This window comes from Corallococcus sp. EGB (genome assembly GCF_019968905.1).
GTDB lineage: Bacteria > Myxococcota > Myxococcia > Myxococcales > Myxococcaceae > Corallococcus.
Genome location: NZ_CP079946.1, coordinates 3,289,702 through 3,309,756 on the forward strand (window position 1 = coordinate 3,289,702; position 20,055 = coordinate 3,309,756).

Consider the following 20,055-nt stretch of genomic DNA (forward strand, 5'->3'; position numbering starts at 1 on the left):
TACCAGGAAACCCGGTGGGTGATTGGTGCGGTGCGCGGGGCTTCCTGGCGAGGAATCCCCGCGCCCGCATGTCCGGGGACAAGAAGGACGGGATTCAGCTTCCTGTAGGGAGGCTCGGCTCGCTGCCTGGCTCACGGGCGAGGATCAGCCGCAGCCTCTCCACGATGGGACCGAGCTGCGGGTCCTGCAGCAGCTCATGGTGCCTGCCCGAGACGACGTGCACCTCCAGACCGCCTCGGACCAGGGGTTCCCATCCGCGGTGACTCGGAAGCCCGGCCGGAGCCTCGCTGGCGCTCAGCAGCAGGGCGGTGCCGTCGTAGGGCCGGGGCACGTACTTCTCCTGCGCGAGGAGGTTGGCCTGGAAGACTCGGAAGAGGGCGCGCAGTTGGGCGGCGCCGGAGTGCGCATCGAGGATGTGCGCCCGGAGTCCTTCCTGGAGCAGATGGTCCAGCATCGCATCGTCATCGCCCTGGGCCAGCGCTTCGGCCGAAACGGAGAGCTCCTGGCCGAAGGCGGTGGCGGTGGTCTGGGCGAAGGCGATCCTCACCCGGGCCGCGGATGAGAAGGGCGGCTCCGTTTCGGAGGTCTGTGTGAGGCCGGGCACGTGGGCGTCGATGAGGGCGAGGACGTCGACGGCTTCGCCAGCCTCGCGCAGGCGGCGAGCCATCTCGTAGGCGATGACACCTCCGAGGGACCAGCCCCCCAGTTGGTAGGGGCCGTGAGGCCGCACGGTGCGCACGGCTTCGAGGTAGAGGGAGGCCATCTCCTCAATGGACTCGACGACGGGTCGTCCGTCGAGGCCGCGGGACTGGAGGCCGTAGACGGGGAGGGAGGGGCCCAGGCGGCGCGCCAGCTCCGAGTAGGCGAGGACGTTGCCGCCACCGGGGTGGACGAGGAAGAGGGGCCGGTTTCCAGGCTCACCACGCTCCAGCGGGACGAGGGGCGTCCAGGCCTGGGAGTCGTCGCGCAGCACCTGGGCGAGCTGCTCGATGGTGGGCTGCTGGAAGAGGACGGAGAGGGGAAGACTGAGGCCGAGCTGCTCGCGGATGGAGGCGACCATGCGAACGGCGAGCAGGGAGTGGCCACCCAGCTCGAAGAAGCTGGAGCGGACGCCGACGGCGAGGACGCCAAGGACGTCCTCCCAGATGCGGGCGAGCTGCATTTCGAGCGCATCGCGGGGAGCGACGAAGTCCCGGGCCTCAGTGGCGTGGGCGTTGGGCTCGGGCAGGGCCTTTCTGTCCACCTTGCCGTTGGAGTTGAGGGGCAGGGCGTCGAGGACGAGGAGCGCGGAGGGGACCATGTACTCCGGCAGCTGCCGCCGGAGATGGACCTTGAGGGCCTCGGGGTCGAGCGTGTGGCCTTCGCGAGCAGTGACGTAGGCGACGAGGCGCTTGTCGGCGGCCTCGCCCTTGGCGACGACGACTGCGTCCTTGAGGCCCGGAGCGCGACGGAGCGCTGCTTCGATTTCACCCAGCTCGATGCGGAAGCCGCGCACCTTCACCTGGAAGTCGATGCGGCCGAGGTACTCCAGGCGCCCGTCGGGGCGGTAACGGACGCGGTCACCCGTGCGGTACATGCGGCCGCCCGGAGGACCGAAGGGCTCGGGGACGAAGCGCTCCGCGGTGAGGTCCGGGCGCAGCAGGTAGCCACGCGCCTGGCCTTCACCCGCGAGGTACAGCTCACCGGCCACACCGACAGGCACCGGTTGCAGCGAAGCGTCCAGCACGTACGCCCGCGTGGCGGGCAACGGCCGACCGATGAGAGGCACTTCGTCACGGCTCACGAGCGAGGCGGTGGAGTAGGTGGTGTCTTCGGAAGGCCCGTAGAGGTTGTAGAGCTTCTCGATGGTGGGGACGGCGTAGACCTGCTTCGCGAGCGTCTCCGGCAGGGCTTCACCGGCGAGGTTGACGACGCGCACACTCGAAGGGGCCGCACCGAGGCGCAGCAGTTGCGCCATGGCGGAGGGCACGGTGTTGATGAGGGTGACGTGCGAAGCGGTGGGCAGCTCCGCCAGGTGCAGGGCATTGCGCGCCACCACCACCGCACCACCGCTGCTCAGCGGGGCGAAGAGTTCAAAGACGGAGAGGTCGAAGTTGAGGCTCGTCGCGGCGAGGGTGCCCTTCAGCTCCTCCGGGGAGAAAGTCTCCAGGGCCCAGTGGAGGAAGGAGACGGCGTTGCCATGGGAGATGGCGACGCCCTTGGGGCGGCCCGTACTGCCGGAGGTGTAGATGAGGTAGGCGAGGTGGCCCGGGTGGATGTCTACCGCAGGAGTCGTCGTCGGCTGCTTCGCCAACTCCACATCCGAGTCGAGGCACACCGGCGTGGCGGCAGTCTCCGGCAGCGCAGAGAGCAGATGCGAGTGCGCGACGAGTGCGGGGCCCTGGGCGTCCTCCAGCAGCCAGCCGAGCCGCTCACGCGGGTAGCTGGGGTCCAGCGGCACGTAGGCACCACCGGCCTTGAGGATGCCGAGAGCGCCGACGAGGAGGTCCTCGGTGCGTTCGACGCAGAGGCCGACGCGGACTTCGGGCCCGACTCCCAGGCCACGCAGACGGTGAGCGAGCTGATTGGCCTTCGCGTCCAGCTCCCGGTACGTCAACTGACGCTCGGGCGTGATGACGGCGACCGCGTCCGGCGTGCGGCGCACCTGGGCCTCCACCATCGCGGGGATGCTGGGCTCGCGAATCGCGTGTGACGACTTCGGATTCCACTCGACGAGCAACTGCTGGCGCTCTGCCTGCGTCAGCAGCGGCAGCTCACCCAGTCTCGTCTCGGGCTTCGCGGCGATGGCCTCCAGCAGCACGCTGAAGTGCCCCGCCATGCGCTGGATGGTCGCACCGTCGAACAGGTCCGTCGCGTACTCCAGCGTGCCGACCAGGCCCGATTGAACCTCCTGCAGGGCCAGTGACAGATCGAACTTGGCGAAGTGGCTCTCCAGCGGCAGGGCCTGGAACGACAGCCCCGGCAGACGAAGCGTCTCCGTCGGCGTGTTCTGCAGGACGAACATCGCCTGGAAGAGTGGGCTGCGGCTCAGGTCTCGCGTGGGCTGTATGGCTTCGACGAGCTTCTCGAATGGCAGGTGCTGATGCTCGTACGCCGCGAAGGTCGTACCGCGTACCTGGGCCAGCAGCTCCCGGAAGGTCGCGCGCGGATCCATCTGTGTCCGGAGGACCAGCGTGTTGACGAAGAAGCCGATGAGGCCTTCGGTCTCCGCCTGGGTGCGGCCCGCGATGGGGGAGCCCACGCTCACGTCATCCTGCGCGGAGTAGCGCGACAGCAGCACCTGGAAGGCCGCGAGCAGCACCATGAAGGGCGTGGCCCCCTCGCGTCCCGCCAGCGCCTTGAGCGCGTGCGCGATGTCCGAGGCGATGCGCACCTCCACCGTGGATCCGCGGTGCGACTGCACGGGCGGACGCGGGCGGTCCGTCGGCAACTCCAGCGCGGCGGGCGCCCCCGCGAGCTGCTGTTTCCAGTAGTCCAGTTGCGCGTCCAGCGTCTCGCCCTGGAGCCAGTCTCGTTGCCATGCCGCGAAGTCCGTGTACTGCACCGGCAGCGGGGCGAGCTTCGGAGTCTGACCGGTACTGAAGGCCGCGTAGAGCGCCACCAGTTCGCGCACGAGCACGCCCATGGACCAGCCGTCGGAGACGATGTGGTGCATCGTCACCAGCAACAGGTGCGAGTCCTCGCCCAGCCGGATCAGCGTGCTGCGCAGCAGCGGGCCCGTGGACAGGCCGAAGGGACGCCGGGCTTCGTCGTTGGCCAGCTTTCGGGCCTCCTCCTCGCGCCGGACCTCGGGCAGGGATGCGAGGTCCATGAGCGGCAGCGACCATCCCGCGGGAGCCTGGATCCGCTGCATGGGTTGACCCTGATGCTCGTGGAAGGTCGTGCGCAGGGATTCGTGGCGGGCGACCAGTGCCTCGAACGCGCGACGCAGGGCCTCCATGTCCAGGTGTCCGGTGAGCTGGAGCGCGGTGGGAATGTTGTAGGAGGCATCTCCGGGCTGGAGCTGATCCAAGAGCCACAGCCGCTGCTGTGTGAAGGACAGGGGCACCGGGCCGTCATGCGAGACGCGGGTGAGGTTCGGCGCATGGGTGCTTGCGCTTCCGTGCAGCCGTCCGGCCAGTGCCTCCACGGTGGGGGATTCGAAGAGGGCGCGCAGGGGGAGTTCCACGCCCAGTTCCGCGCGCACGCGCGACACCACCTGGGTGGCCAGGAGGGAGTGTCCACCCAGCTCGAAGAAGGAGTCCTTCACGCCCACCTGGGGCAAGCGGAGGACTTCCGCCCAGATGGAGGCCAGCTTCGCTTCGGTTTCCGTGCGAGGCGCTTCGTAGGTACTGCCGGACTGAGGCGCCTCGGGCTCCGGGAGGGCCTTGCGGTCCACCTTGCCGTTGGAGTTGAGGGGCAGGGCTTCCAGCACCACGAAGGTGCCGGGCACCATGTACTCAGGGAGTCCCTGGCGCAGGTGGGCCTTGAGGGCTTCCACCTCCAGCGAAGCCTCCGCCTTGGGCGTGACGTAGGCGACGAGGCGCTTGTCGGCGGCTTCGCCCTTGGCGACGACGACCGCATCCTTGAGGCCCGGAGCACGGCGGAGCGCTGCTTCGATTTCGCCCAGCTCGATGCGGAAGCCGCGCACCTTCACCTGGAAGTCGATGCGACCGAGGTACTCCAGGCGCCCGTCGGGGCGGTAACGGACGCGGTCACCCGTGCGGTACATGCGGCCGCCCGGAGGACCGAAGGGCTCGGGGACGAAGCGCTCCGCGGTGAGTTCCGGGCGCAGCAGGTAGCCACGCGCCTGGCCCTCACCCGCGAGATACAACTCGCCCGCGACACCGACAGGCACCGGTTGCAGCGAAGCGTCCAGCACGTACGCCCGCGTGGCGGGCAACGGCCGACCGATGAGAGGCACTTCGTCGCGGCCCACGAGAGAGGCGGTGGAGTAGGTGGTGTCTTCGGAAGGCCCGTAGAGGTTGTAGAGCTTCTGCACCGTCGGGACGGCGTAGACCTGCTTCGCGAGCGTCTCCGGCAGGGCTTCACCGGCGAGGTTGACGACGCGGACGGAGGGCGGCACCGCGCCGAGGCGTAGGAGTTGCGCCATGGCGGAGGGCACGGTGTTGACGAGGGTGACGTGCAAAGCGGTGGGCAGCTCCGCCAGGTGAAGCGCATTGCGTGCCACCACCACCGCACCGCCACTGGAGAGGGGCGCGAAGAGCTCGAAGACGGAGAGGTCGAAGTTGAGGCTCGTCGCGGCGAGGGTGCCCTTCAGTTCCTCCGGGGAGAAAGTCTCCAAGGCCCAGTGGAGGAAGGAGACGGCGTTGCCATGAGAGATGGCGACACCCTTGGGGCGGCCCGTGCTACCGGAGGTGTAGATGAGGTAGGCGAGGTGGCCCGGGTGGATGTCCACTTCAGGAGCCGTCGTCGGCTGCTTCGCCAGCTCCACATCCGAGTCGAGGCAGACGGGCATCGCGCTGGTTTCAGGAAGTGCTGAGAGCAGATGCGAATGCGAGACGAGTGCGGGGCCCTGGGCGTCCTCCAGCAGCCAGCCCAGGCGCTCACGCGGGTAGCTGGGGTCCAGCGGCACGTAGGCGCCACCGGCCTTGAGGATGCCGAGGGCACCGATGAGAAGGTCTTCAGTGCGTTCGACGCAGAGGCCGACGCGGACTTCGGGCCCGACTCCCAGGCCGCGCAGACGGTGCGCAAGCTGATTGGCCTTCGCGTCCAGCTCCCGGTACGTCAGCTGACGCTCGGGCGTGATGACGGCGACCGCATCCGGCGTGCGGCGCACCTGGGCCTCCACCATCGCGGGGATGCTGGGCTCGCGAATCGCGTGTGACGACTTCGGATTCCACTCGACGAGCAACTGCTGGCGCTCTGCCTGCGTCAGCAGCGGCAGCTCACCCAGTCTCGTCTCGGGCTTCGCGGCGATGGCCTCCAGCAGCACGCTGAAGTGTCCCGCCATGCGCTGGATGGTCGCACCGTCGAACAGGTCCGTCGCGTACTCCAGCGTGCCCATCAGGCCCGTGGGGGCTTCCCGCAATCCCAGGGAGAGATCGAACTTCGCGAAGCGGGTCTCCAGCGGAAGTGTCTGCAGGGACAACCCCGGCAGGCGCAGCGCCTCCGCTGGCATGTTCTGCAGGACGAACATCGCCTGGAACAACGGATTGCGGCTCAGGTCGCGGGTGGGTTGCAGGGCTTCAACGAGCTTCTCGAACGGCAGGTGCTGATGCTCATAGGCCGCGAGCGTCGTGCCGCGCACCTGGGCCAGCAGCTCCCGGAAGGTCGCGCGCGGATCCATCTGTGCCCGGAGGACCAGCGTGTTGACGAAGAAGCCGATGAGGCCTTCGGTCTCCGCCTGCGTGCGGCCCGCGATGGGGGAGCCCACGCTGATGTCGTCCTGCGCGGAGTAGCGCGACAGCAGCACCTGGAACGCCGCGAGCAGCACCATGAACGGGGTGGCGCCTTCGCGCTGGGCCAGGGTCTTCAGGGCGTCCACGAGGGGGCCAGGAATCCTCACCTCCACCGTGGCTCCGCGGTGCGACTGCACGGGTGGACGCGGGCGGTCCGTCGGCAGCTCCAAGGCCGCCGGAGCACCGGAGAGCTGCTGCTTCCACCAGGCCAGCTGCGCATCCAGTACCTCTCCCTGGAGCCACTCCCGCTGCCACGCCGCGAAGTCCGCGTACTGCACCGGCAGCGGCGCGAGCATCGGCGTACCGCCCGTGCTCAGGGTTTCGTAGATGGCCGCCACCTCGCGCACGAGGATGCCCATGGACCAACCGTCGGAGACGATGTGGTGCATCGTCACCAGCAGCAGGTGCTCCTCCGCCCCCAGACGCACCAGCAGTCCGCGCAGCAGCGGTCCCGTTGCGAGTTGGAACGGACGGCGAGCCTCCTCGGTCACCCGGCGCAGGGCTTCTTCCTCGCGCTGTGCCTGAGGCAGCGTGCTCAGGTCGACGACGGGCAGCTCCCACGCCGCGGAGGCCAGGACGCGCTGTGATGGCGCCTCGTGGGCCGCGGCGAGCGTGGTGCGCAGGGATTCGTGGCGGGCCATCAACGCCTCGAAGGCGCCTCGCAACGCATGGATGTCCACCCGGCCCGTCAGCCGCAGGGCGGTGGGGATGTTGTACGACGCATCCCCCGGCTGGAGCTGATCCAACAGCCAGAGTCGCTGCTGGGCGAAGGAGAGCGGCAGGTCCCCTTCGCGGGACACGGGCCGCAGCGGCGGAGCACGCAGCGACGAGGACGGCGTCGCCTCCAGTCGCGGTGCGAGGGCTTCGACCGTGGGTGCACCGAACAGCGCCCGCAGCGGCAACTCGACGCCGAACGCGGCTCGCACGCGCGAGACGAGCTGCGTGGCCAGGAGCGAGTGGCCTCCCAGCGCGAAGAAGTCGTCCTGGATGCCGACCCGCTCCACGCGGAGGACTTCCGCGAAGAGGGCCGCGAGCTTCTCCTCTGCGGCGGTGCGCGGAGCGATGAAGGAGGCCGCGCGCGACGCGTCTCCCGGTTCGGGCAGGGCCTTGCGGTCCACCTTTCCATTCGCGTTGAGGGGCAGCGCTCCCAGCACCAGGAGCGAGGCCGGCACCATGTACTCGGGCAGTCGATGCCGCAGGTGAACGCGCAGCGCCTCCACGTCCGGCGCGTGGCCTTCGTGCGCGGTGACGTAGCCGACGAGGCGCTTGCCCGCGTCCGCGCCCCGGGCCACGACGATGGCTTCGTTGATGCCCGGGAAGGCGCGCAGGGCGGATTCGATCTCACCCAGCTCGATGCGGAAGCCGCGCACCTTCACCTGGAAGTCGACGCGACCCAGGAAGTCGAGCGTGCCGTCCTCCCGCCAGCGGGCCTTGTCTCCCGTGCGGTAGAGACGCTCGCCCGGGGTGGTGGCGAACGGATGCGGGACGAATCGCTCCGCGGTCAGCTCCGGGCGGTGCAGGTAGCCCCAGGCGAGGCCCGGGCCTCCCACGTACACCTCGCCCGCGACGCCCACGGGCACCGGGTGGAGGTGGGCATCGAACACATAGGCCGTGGCGTTCGGGATGGGGCCTCCGATGGAGACCGGGCCTTCCACGCGGGTGTCGCGGTGCAGCGGCAGCGTGGTGGAGAAGGTGGTGTTCTCCGTCGGGCCGTAGGCGTGGATCAGCGTCGACCCCTCGGCGAGACGGGGCAGGTGATCGCGCAGGCGCGACCAGGGCATCACGTCTCCGCCGGCGAGCAGCTGGCTCACGCCCGCGAGCGCCTCGCCCTGGTGCAGGGCCATCTGCTCGAACAGCGCGGTCGTGAGGAACGTCGCGCTCACACGGTGACTCCGCAGTTGTTCCGCCAGCTCCTCCAGGGAGAGCGCATGGGGCGGGGCGAGGACGAGCCTCGCGCCGTGCAGCAGCGCTCCCCAGAGCTCCAGGGTGGACGCATCAAAGGCGATGGGCGCGATCTGCAGCCAGACCTCATCCGGCCCGAAGCGCATGAAGGTGCTGCCGAGCACCAGGCGGGTGATGCCCCGGTGCGGCACGCAGACACCCTTCGGGCGGCCGGTGGAGCCCGAGGTGAACATGACGTAGGCCAGGGCTTCCCCGTCCACGAAGACGTCCGGCGCGTGCGTGGGCCGCGTGGCGATGTCCGTGGACGGAGCGTCCAGCCAGACGCGGGTGCCAGACGCTGGCAGCCTGGAGGCGAAGGGCTGATGCGTGAGCACCACGCCAACCTCCGCGTCCTCCAGCAGCATCGCGATGCGCTCCACGGGAGCGTTGCGATCCACGGGGACGAAGGCCGCGCCCGCCTTGAGGATGGCGAGCAGGGCCGTCACCATCTCGAAGGAACGCTCGACGGCGAGACCGACGCGTGCGCCAGGCACGATGCCCAGCGCGCGCAGGTGATGGGCGAGCTGGTTGGCGCGGACCTCGAGCTGCCCATACGTCAGCGTCGCATCCCCCAGCACCAGTGCCACCGCGTCGGGCGTACGGCGGGCCTGCTGGGAGAAGTGGACGTGGACGGGGACGTCCATGGGGCTGGCGACGGTGGTGTCGTTCCAGTCCACGAGGATGCGCTGACGTTCCTCGGGAGAGAGCAGCGGCAGTTCGGACAGGACTTCGTCGGGCTTCGCGGCCACGGCCTCCAGCAGCGTGCGCAGATGGCCCGCCAGCCGCTCCATGGTGGGTTGCTCGAAGAGAGCGGTGCTGTACTCCAGCCAGCCGGTGAACCCTTGCGGCGAGTCCTGCAAAGTCAGGGTGAGGTCGAACTTGGCGGAGCGTGCCTCCGCGGCCACTCGCTGGAAGCTGAGCCCGGGGACCCGCAGGTCTCCGGTGGGCGCGTTCTGCAGGGCGAACATCACCTGGAAGAGGGGGCTGCGGCTCGTGTCCCGCACGGGCTGGAGGACCTCCACCAGCTTCTCGAAGGGCACATGCTGGTGCTCGTAGGCCGCGAGCGTCGTGGCGCGCACCTGGGCCAGGAACTCGCGGAAGGTCGCCTTCGGCGCGACGTGGGCGCGCAGGACCAGGGTGTTGACGAAGAAGCCGATGAGGCCTTCGGTCTCCGCCTGCGTGCGGCCCGCGATGGGCGTGCCCACGCTGATGTCATCCTGTCCGGTGTAGCGCGACAGGAGGAGCTGGAAGCCCGCGAGCAGCACCATGAAGGGCGTCGCGCCCTCACGCCGGGCCAGCGCCTGGAGGAGCTGGGAGGTCTCGGGCGGAAGCTGGACGGAGAGGGCCGCGCCCGCGTGGGATTGGATGGACGGACGCGGATGATCCGTCAGCAGCTCCAGCGCGGCGGGCGCTCCCGAGAGCTGGTGCTTCCAGTAGCCCAGCTGCGCGTCCAGCACCTCGCCCTGGAGCCAGTTCCGTTGCCACGCCGCGAAGTCCGCGTACTGCACGGGCAGCGGCGTAAGGTCCGGCTCCTTGCCGTCGTGAAAGGCCGCGTAGAACGCCACGAGCTCGCGCACGAGTACGCCCATGGACCAGCCGTCGGAGACGATGTGGTGCATCGTCACCAGCAGCAGGTGGTCCTCCTCGCCCAGCCGGACGAGGGACGTGCGCAGGAGCGGTCCGCGCTCCAGGTGGAACGGTTGACGGGCGTCCTCGGTGACGAGGCGCCGTGCTTCGGCTTCGCGCTGCGTCTCCGGCAGGGCGGAGACGTCGATGAGCGGCAGGGTCCATGAGCCCGGCGCGTGGACGTGCTGCGTGGCCTGGCCCTCATGTTCCTGGAAGATGGTGCGCAGGGACTCGTGGCGGACGACCAGGGCCTCGAAGGCGCGGCGCAGGGATTCCACGTCCACCTGGCCCGTCAGCCGCAGCGCCGTGGGGATGTTGTACGACGCGTCCCCCGGCGTGAGCTGATCCAGGAACCAGAGCCGCTGCTGCGCGAATGACAGCGGCAGGGCGTCCGCATGCGAAGTGGGATGCAGCGGAGGCAGGCGATGTTCGGAGCGCTGCGCGCTGTGGAGCCTCGTCGCGAGTGCCTCCACCGTGGGTGCCTCGAAGAACCCCCGGAGCGGCAGCTCCACGCCGAGGGCGGCTCGCACGCGGGAGACGAGCTGGGTGGCCAACAGGGAGTGGCCGCCCAGCGCGAAGAAGTCGTCCCGGATACCGACCCGCTCCACCCGCAGCACTTCCGCGAAGAGCGCGGCCAACTGTTCCTCGGTGTCGGTCCGTGGCGCGATGAAGTCGGACGAGCGCGCGAGGTTCCCAGGGTCCGGGAGGGCCTTTCTGTCCACCTTGCCGTTGGAGTTGAGGGGCAGGGCGTCGAGGACGAGGAGCGCGGAGGGGACCATGTACTCCGGCAGCTGCCGCCGGAGATGGACCTTGAGGGCCTCGGGGTCGAGCGTGTGGCCTTCGCGAGCGGTGACGTAGGCGATGAGGCGCTTGTCGGCGGCTTCGCCCTTGGCGACGACGACCGCATCCTTGAGGCCCGGAGCACGGCGGAGCGCTGCTTCGATTTCGCCCAGCTCGATGCGGAAGCCGCGCACCTTCACCTGGAAGTCGATGCGGCCGAGGTACTCCAGGCGCCCGTCGGGGCGGTAACGGACGCGGTCACCCGTGCGGTACATGCGGCCGCCCGGAGGACCGAAGGGCTCGGGGACGAAGCGCTCCGCGGTGAGTTCCGGGCGCAGCAGGTAGCCACGCGCCTGGCCTTCACCCGCGAGGTACAACTCGCCCGCGACACCGACAGGCACCGGTTGCAGCGAAGCGTCCAGCACGTACGCACGCGTGGCAGGCAGCGGCCGACCGATGAGAGGCACTTCGTCGCGGCCGACGAGCGAGGCGGTGGAGTAGGTGGTGTCCTCGGAAGGCCCGTAGAGGTTGTAGAGCTTCTGCACCGTCGGGACGGCGTAGACCTGCTTCGCGAGCGTCTCCGGCAGTGCTTCACCGGCGAGGTTGACGACGCGGACGGAGGGCGGCACCGCGCCGAGGCGCAGCAGTTGCGCCATGGCGGAGGGCACGGTGTTGACGAGGGTGACGTGCGAAGCGGTGGGCAGCTCCGCCAGGTGCAGGGCATTGCGCGCCACCACCAGCGCACCACCGCTGCTCAGCGGGGCGAAGAGTTCGAAGACGGAGAGGTCGAAGTTGAGGCTCGTCGCGGCGAGGGTGCCCTTCAGCTCCGCTGGAGAGAAAGTCTCCAAGGCCCAGTGGAGGAAGGAGACGGCGTTGCCATGGGAGATGGCGACGCCCTTGGGGCGGCCCGTACTGCCGGAGGTGTAGATGAGGTAGGCGAGGTGGCCCGGGTGGATGGCCACCGCAGGAGCCGTCGTCGGCTGCTTCGCCAGCTCCACATCCGAGTCGAGGCACACCGGCGTGGCGGCAGTCTCCGGCAGCGCAGAGAGCAGATGAGAGTGCGCGACGAGTGCGGGGCCCTGGGCGTCCTCCAGCAGCCAGCCGAGCCGCTCACGCGGGTAGCTGGGGTCCAGCGGCACGTAGGCGCCACCGGCCTTGAGGATGCCGAGGGCACCGATGAGAAGGTCTTCAGTGCGTTCGACGCAGAGGCCGACGCGGACTTCGGGTCCGACCCCCAGGCCACGCAGACGGTACGCAAGCTGATTGGCCCTCGCGTCCAGCTCCCGGTACGTCAGCTGACGCTCGGGCGTGATGACGGCGACCGCATCCGGCGTGCGGCGCACCTGCGCCTCCACCATCGCGGGGATGCTGGACTCACGCGGCACCCGCGAGGCGGGCGGATTCCATTCGACGAGCAGTTGCTGGCGCTCTGCTTCAGTGAGGAGCGGCAGGTTGCTCAGTCGAGTTTCTGGCTTCGCGGCGATGGCCTCCAGCAGCACACTGAAGTGCCCCGCCATGCGCTGGATGGTCGCCGCGTCGAACAGGTCCGTCGCGTACTCCAGCGTGCCGACCAGCTCCTCCTGGACCTCCTGCAGGGAGAGCGTGAGGTCGAACTTCGCGAAGTGGGCCTCCAGGGGCAGTGGCCGCAGCGAGAGCCCCGGGAGCTGGAGCGTCTCGGTGGGGGTATTCTGCAGGGCGAACATCACCTGGAAGAGCGGGCTGCGGCTTGAGTCCCGCACGGGCTGGAGCGCTTCGACCAGCTTCTCGAACGGCACGTGCTGGTGCTCGTAGGCCGTCAGCGTCGTGCCGCGCACCTGCGCGAGCAGTTCGCGGAACGTCGCTCGCGGATCCACCTGCGCCCGGAGGACCAGCGTGTTGATGAAGAATCCGATGAGCCCTTCCGTCTCCGCCTGCGTACGGCCTGCGATGGGCGTGCCCACGCTGACGTCGTCCTGCGCGGCGTAGCGCGACAGCAGCACCTGGAAGGCCGCGAGCAGCACCATGAAGGGCGTGGCCCCCTCGCGTCCCGCCAGGACCTTGAGCGCATGGGCGACACTCGCGGGAATGCGCATGTCCACCTTGGCCCCCCGGTGCGATTGCACGGGAGGGCGAGGCCTGTCGGTGGGCAGCTCCAGCGCGGCGGGAGCACCCGCGAGCTTCTCCTTCCAGTACCCGAGCAGCGCATCCAGGGCCTCTCCCTGGAGCCACTGACGCTGCCAGGCCGCGAAGTCCGCGTACTGCATGGGCAGGGGGGCGAGCGATGGGCTCTGGCCCGCGTGGAATGCCTCGTAGAAGGCCACCAGCTCACGGACGAGCACACCCATGGACCAGCCGTCGGAGACGATGTGGTGCATCGTCACCAGCAGCAGGTGTTCTTCCGAGCCCAACCGCACGAGCGCTGTGCGCAGGAGCGGACCGGCTTCCAGATCGAACGGCCGACGGGCGTCCTCGGTGACGAGGCGCCGTGCTTCGGCTTCGCGCCGCGCTTCGGGCAGCGTGGACAGGTCCCGCAGAGGCAGGCTCCAGGCACTAGCCGGGTGGATGGACTGGAGGGCCTGTCCCTGATGCTCGCGGAACGTGGTGCGCAGGGCTTCATGGCGGGTGACGAGTGCCTCGAAGGCCCGGCGCAGGGACTCCACGTCCACGTGCCCCTTCAAGCTCAGTGCACTGGAGATGTTGTACGACGCATCTCCCGGCGTGAGCTGATCCAGGAACCAGAGACGTTGCTGGGCGAAGGACAGGGGCGCTGTGGTGGCACGCACCCGGGGGATGCTCGGCGGTGCTTGCACCGCGGAGGTCTGCGCGGTGTCGATGCGCTGGGCAAGGCCGGCCACGGTGGGGGCCTCGAACAGCGCACGCACGGGCAACTCGCGCCGGAAGGTTGCGCGAACGCGGGCCATGAGCTGGGTGGCCAGCAGGGAGTGGCCGCCGAGCGAGAAGAAGTCGTCGTGGATGCCCACGCGCTCCACGCGGAGCACCTGCGTGAAGAGGGCCGCGAGCTGCTCTTCGGTGACGGTTCCCGGCGCGACGAAGCTGGAGGCGGATGCTGAGCCCTGCGGCGCGGGCAGGGCCTTGCGGTCCACCTTGCCGTTGGCATTGAGGGGGAGCGCGTCCAGGAGGACGAAGGCCGCGGGCACCATGTACTCGGGCAGGTGCCGCTTGAGGTGGACGCGGAGAGCGGAGACGTCGAGGGCTTCGCCCACGACGTAGGCGACGAGGCGCTTGTCCCCTGGGACGTCCTCACGAGCGAGGACGACGGCCTCGTGCACGGAGGCGTGGGAAAGCAGCGAGGCTTCGATTTCGCCCAGCTCGATGCGGAAGCCGCGCACCTTCACCTGGAAGTCGAGGCGCTGGAGGTAGTCCAGCTGGCCGTCGGCGCGCCAGCGCACGACGTCGCCGGTGCGGTAGAGGCGGGCGCCCGGGGTGGAGGAGAAGGGATTGGGGATGAAGCGCTCGGCACTCAGTGCGGGCTGGCCGAGGTAGCCCCAGGCGAGGCCTTCACTGGCGAGGAAGAGCTCGCCGGGGACGCCCACGGGCACGGGCTGGAGGTGCGAGTCGAGGACGTAGGTGCGGGTGTTGTCGATGGGGCGGCCGATGGGAGGCCGGGTGCCGTCGTCGTGCGAGACGGGGGAGAAGGTGGCGACGACGGTGCTTTCGGTGGGCCCGTAGTGGTTGAAGAGGGAGGCGGGCACGGAGGGAGGAGGGCCGTGGTGGAGGGCGTCCCCGCCCGTCAGCAGGGCGCGCAGGGCGATGGGGCGAGGCCACGCTTCGCGCAGGACGGCCTCGGCCAGGGGCGTCGGCATGAAGCAGGTGGTGATGGCTTCGCGGGCCAGCCACCGCAGCAGTTGAGAGGGCTCCGCACGCACGGCGTCGGGAGGAATGACGAGGCTGGCGCCAGAGGCGAGCGAGGGCCACACCTCCCAGGTGGAGGCGTCGAAGGCGACGCCGGCGGTGAGGGCAGTGGAGTCCTGGGGCGAGAGCGAATAGGTGCGCTGGTGCCAGGAGACGAGATTCATCAACGCGCGGTGGTGGACGGCGACGCCCTTGGGACGGCCGGTGCTGCCGGAGGTGTAGATGACGTAGGCCAAATCCTCCGGGCCCACGGAGGCCACCGGTAGCGGAGCGGGCCCCAGAAGGAAGTGCGTTTCCAGCGAGAGAACGCGAGCGGAGAGGGAGGGCAGCGAGTCGCGCAGGTGCTGCTGGGTGAGGAGGACGGAAGCAGCGGAGTCCTCCAGCATGAAGGAGAGGCGCTCCGGCGGGACGCCGGGAGAGACGGGGACGTAGGCGGCGCCCACCTTGAGGACGGCCAGCAGGCCGGCCACCAACTCGGGCGAGCGCTCGGCGAGGACGGCGACGCGGCCGCCGCGAGTGACGCCAGCTGCATGCAACTGGACGGCAAGCGCATGCGCCCAGGCGTCGAGGTGAGCGTAGGAGACGCTGCGCTCGCCCATGCGCACGGCGATGGCGTCAGGGGCGCGACGGGCCTGCTCCGCGACGACGTGGTGGATGCAGGTGTCGCGAGGGAAGACGACGTCCGTCTGATTCCACTCGACGAGCAGCTGGCGTCGCTCCTCGGCGCTCAAAATCTCCAGCGAGGAGACACGGGCGTCGGGCGTCGCGGCGAGGGAGGAGAGGAGGACGCGGAAGTGCGCCATGAGGCGCTGGACGGAGGAGGCGTCGAAGAGGTCGGAGCTGTACTCGAGGAAGCCGGAGAGGCCGTGGGGGACTTCGAAGAGGGTGAGTGCCAAATCGAAGCGGGAGGAGTTGCCCTCGAGGGGGAGAGGCTGGAAGGCCAAGCCGGGCACGCGCAGGGCCTCGGCGGGGGCATTCTGCAGGACGAGCATGACTTGGAAGAGAGGGCTGCGGCTCAAGTCACGCGAGGGCTGGAGGACTTCGACGAGCTTCTCGAAGGGGACGTGCTGGTGCTCGTAGGCGGCCAGAGTGGTGGCCTTCACCTGGGAGAGCAGCTGACGGAACGTCGCACGCGGGTCGACCCTGGCGCGCAGGACGAGGGTGTTGACGAAGAAGCCGATGAGGCCTTCGGCCTCGGAGTGGGTGCGGCCGGCGATGGGGGAGCCGACGCAGATGTCGTCCTGGCCGGAGTAGCGGGAGAGGAGCAGCTGGAAGGCGGAGAGCAGCAGCATGAAGGGCGTGGCGCCCTCGCGCTGAGCGAGGCTGCGAAGCGAGTCCGTCAGCTCCGAGGGGAAGTGGACGGGCAGGGTGGCCCCGCGGCGGGACTGCACGGGAGGACGCGGCCGGTCCGTGGGCAGCTCCAGGGCGGCGGGCGCACCGGACAGCTGCTGCTTCCAGTAGCCGAGCTGGGCCTCCAGCGTCTCGCCCTGGAGCCACTGACGCTGCCAGAGCGCAAAGTCCGCGTACTGCACTGGGAGCGGCGGAAGAGCGGGAGTGCGACCGCCGCTGAAGGATTCGTAGAGGCTCGCCAGTTCGCGGATGAGGACGCCCATGGACCAGCCGTCGGAGACGATGTGGTGCATCGTCACGAGGAGGACGTGGGTCTCCTCGGCCAGTCGCAGCAGGGCGGTGCGCAACAACGGACCGTGGACCAGATGGAAGGGCTGCCGGGCCTCACGGGTTGCGAGCCGCAGCGTCTCCGCTTCGCGCGCGGACTCGTCAAGAGAAGAGAGGTCCTCCACAGGCAGGGCCCATGCGGCCGGAGCATGGATGTGTTGGAAGGGCTGGCCCTCCTCCTCGAAGAAGGTGGTGCGCAACGCTTCGTGCCTCGCAACCAGTGCTTCAAACGCACGGCGCAGGGCTTCGACATCCAGTCGCCCGATGAGGCGCAGCGCGACGGGGAGGTTGTAGGAGGCGTCATCCGGCGCCAACTGGTCCAGGAACCAGAGGCGCTGCTGCGCGAAGGAGAGCGGTTGAGGGCCGTCCGTACGCGTGCGAGTCAGTGGCGGCAGTCGCGTGCGGGTGGCGGCTTGCTGCAACCGCCCAGCAAGGACGGCGATGGTGGGAGCCTCGAAGAGGGCGCGAAGGGGCAGCTCCACGTTGAACGCGGCGCGCACGCGGGCCACCAACTGCGTGGCCAGAAGCGAGTGGCCTCCCAACTCGAAGAAGTTGTCGGTGCGGCCCACGGTGGGCACGCGAAGCACTTCGCTCCAGAGGGCCGCGAGCTTCTCCTCCAGCGGAGTCGAGGGAGCCTCGTAAGCATTCGAGGCGCGAAGCATGCTCGCGTCCGGAGCAGGAAGGGCCTTGCGGTCCACCTTGCCGTTGGCCGTCAGAGGCAGCGTCTCCAGGGAGACGAAGGCGGCGGGCACCATGTACTCGGGCAGGTGCTGCTTGAGGTGGGAGCGCAGGGCCGTGACGTCGAGGGCGTCCCCGACGACGTAGGCGACGAGGCGCTTGTCACCCGGAGAGTCCTCACGAGCGATGACGACGGCGTCCTTCACGGCAGGGGCGGAGCGCAGGGCGTTCTCGACTTCGCCCAGCTCGATGCGGAAGCCGCGCACCTTCACCTGGGCGTCGATGCGGCCGACGAAGTCCAGTTGGCCGTCCGCACGCCAGCGCACCACGTCGCCCGTGCGGTAGAGGCGCTCGCCCGGAGTAGAGGAGAATGGGTCCGGGATGAAGCGCTCGGCAGTGAGGCCCGGCCGTCCCGCATACCCACGCGCCACGCCCACGCCGCCAATGTGCAGCTCACCACGCACGCCGACGGGCACGGGCTGCCCGTGCGGGTCTAGGACGTAGACGCGCACGTTCGCCAGTGGCTTGCCGATGGACGGCACGTTCCCATCCGCCACCACCTCGCCGAAGGTGGCGATGACGGTGGCTTCGGTGGGGCCGTAGGTGTTGAGCAGGCGCCTTCCTGGCGCCCAGCGCGCGACGACGTCCGCGGGCAGGGCCTCACCGCCAGAGATGACGGTGCGCACCTTGGGCAGTCCTTCAGGGGACGTCGCAGCCAGCGCGGCCGGAGTGAGGCTGACGACACTCAACTCCTGCTCCCGCAGCAGCACGGGCAGCGGGGCGCCCGGCATCAACTTCTCCAGCGGCGCGAGCACCAGCGTGGCGCCGTTGCAGAGCGTGGTGAAAATCTCCTCCACCGAGAGGTCGAAGCTGAGGCTGGCGAACTGAAGCACGCGGCTGCCCGGGCCGATGCCGTACGCCACCGCCTCGTGGGTGACGAGGTTGGCGACGCTGCGGTGCTGCACCGCCGTACCCTTGGGCGTCCCCGTGCTGCCCGACGTGTAGAGCAGGTACGCCAGGTTCGCCGGCGTCACACCTGACACGGGCGCATCCGCCGGCTCCTTCGCGAGCGACTCACGCTCCGTATCCAGGCAGAGGGCACGGGCGTGCAGTGCCTCCGGGAAACGGTCCACCAGTGCCTGCTGGGTGACGAGCACCTGCGCGGCGCTGTCCTCCAGCATGAAGGACAGGCGCTCCCGGGGCAGGAGCGGATCCACGGGCACCCAGGCACCACCGGCCTTGAGGATGCCAAGGAGGCCGATGACGATATCGAGGGAGCGCTCGACACTGAGTGCGACGCGGACCTCCGGGCCCACGCCGCGACGGCGCAGGGCATGGGCGAGCTGATTGGCGCGCGCGTCCAGCTGCGCGTACGTCAACTGCGTCCCCTCGAAGACAGCCGCCACGGTGTCGGGAGCGCGGTGCACCTGCGCCTCGAAGAGCGAGTGCGTGCACGCCTCGGGGAACGGCGCCCGCGTGGCGTTCCACTCCACCAGCACCTGCTCGCGTTCCTCTCCCGCGAGCAACTGCAGCGACGAGACCTGCGCGTCAGGCTGCATGACTGCTTCTTCCAGAAGCACGCGGAGGTGCTCGGCCATGCGAGCGGCGGTGGAGGGGGTGAAGATGTCGGTCGTGTACTCGAGGTAGCCCTTGAGGCCGGCGTCGGACTCGAGCACCTGGAGTGTGAGGTCGAACTTGGCGGCGAAGGTGTCGAGCTCGAGTGCCTCCATCTTGACGCCCTCGATGGAGGAGGAGGCGCGGAAGGAGGCCTGGTAGGTGAGCATCACCTGGAAGAAGGGAGTGCGGCCCGGGATGCGCTCGGGCTTCAACTCCTCCACGAGGCGCTCGATGGGGAGCTCCTGGTGCTCCTGGGCGGCGAGCACCGTCTCGCGCACCTGCCGCAGCAGGGTGCGGAAGGAGGAGCTGCCCGTGACGCGAGTGCGAAGCACCTGGGCGTTGACGAAGAGGCCGATGAGGCCCTCCACCTCGCCGCGAGTGCGGCCCGCCATGGGGGAGCCGACGGTGACGTCGTCCTGGCCGGAGTAGCGGGCCATCAGCACCTGCCAGCCCGTCAGCAGCGCCATGTAGAGGGAGGCGCCCTCCTGCTGGGCGAGTGCCTTCAGTGAGTCTGTCAACTCGCGAGGCAGCAGCACGTCATGGCGTGCGCCTCGCCCGTCGCGCGTGGCGGGGCGAGGGAAGTCCGTGGGCAGCTCCAGGGCGGAGGGCACGCCGGCCAGCTGGCGCTTCCAGTAATCAAGTTGCTTCTCCAGCCGCGGGCCCTGCAGCCACTCGCGCTGCCAGACGGCGAAGTCCGCGTACTGCACGGCCAGCGGAGGCAGGGGCACGGCCTGGCCCCGAGCGAGAGCGCCGTAGGCGAGCGCCACCTCGCGCACCAGCAGCGTCATGGACCAACCGTCGGAGACGATGTGGTGCACCACCACGACGAGCAGGTGCTCCGTCGGCGAGGACGTCAGCAGTTGCGCGCGCAGCAGCGGCCCCTTCGCGAGGTCGAAGGGCTGAGCGGCGGCCTCACGTGCCAGACGCCACGCTTCTTCCGGAGGCGAGCCCGAGACGTCCTTGCGCTCCAGGGTGAGCACCGGCTCCGGGGACACCACCTGCACGGGCCCGGAAGCATCTTCGCGGAAGGTGGTGCGCAGCACCTCGTGACGGCGCACCACTTCGCGCAGCGCGCGCTCCAGGAGGGCCACGTCGAGCGGGCCCTCCAGGCGCACGGCCATGGGCACGTTGTAGAGCGAGGTGCCGGGCTGAAGCTGGTCAATGAACCAGAGGCGCTGCTGGGCGAAGGAGAGGGGCAGGGGGCGCGAGCGGTCCTGCACCGGGATGAGGCCCTGGGCGGAAGTGCCGGCGGTGGCCTTCTGCGCGGCCATCTTCTTGAGCAACTCGGCGCGCTTCTCCGGTGAGAGGTTCGCGATCCGCTTCGATAGCTCGTGGCTCATCTCATGTACTCCGCACTCGGGGCCGCCACTGCGCACGAGTCCCCCTGAGCCGGAGGCGCTCACGGGAACCCGGGCATGTTTCTGGTGCCGGATTGCCACCCTGCGCTGCTCTCCCGGGAGCAGTGCGAAGGTGGGGTAAATTC

At 69.6% G+C, this 20,055-nt stretch carries 1 protein-coding gene; it reads right to left on the reverse strand.

Features of this window, described 5'->3' with window-relative positions; genetic code table 11:
- Positions 1 to 94: 94 nt before the first annotated feature.
- Positions 95 to 19,912: a non-ribosomal peptide synthetase gene (locus KYK13_RS13925; protein ID WP_223644877.1), complete on the reverse strand. Its 19,818-nt coding sequence runs from the start codon at positions 19,910 to 19,912 to the stop codon at positions 95 to 97.
- Positions 19,913 to 20,055: the final 143 nt, after the last annotated feature.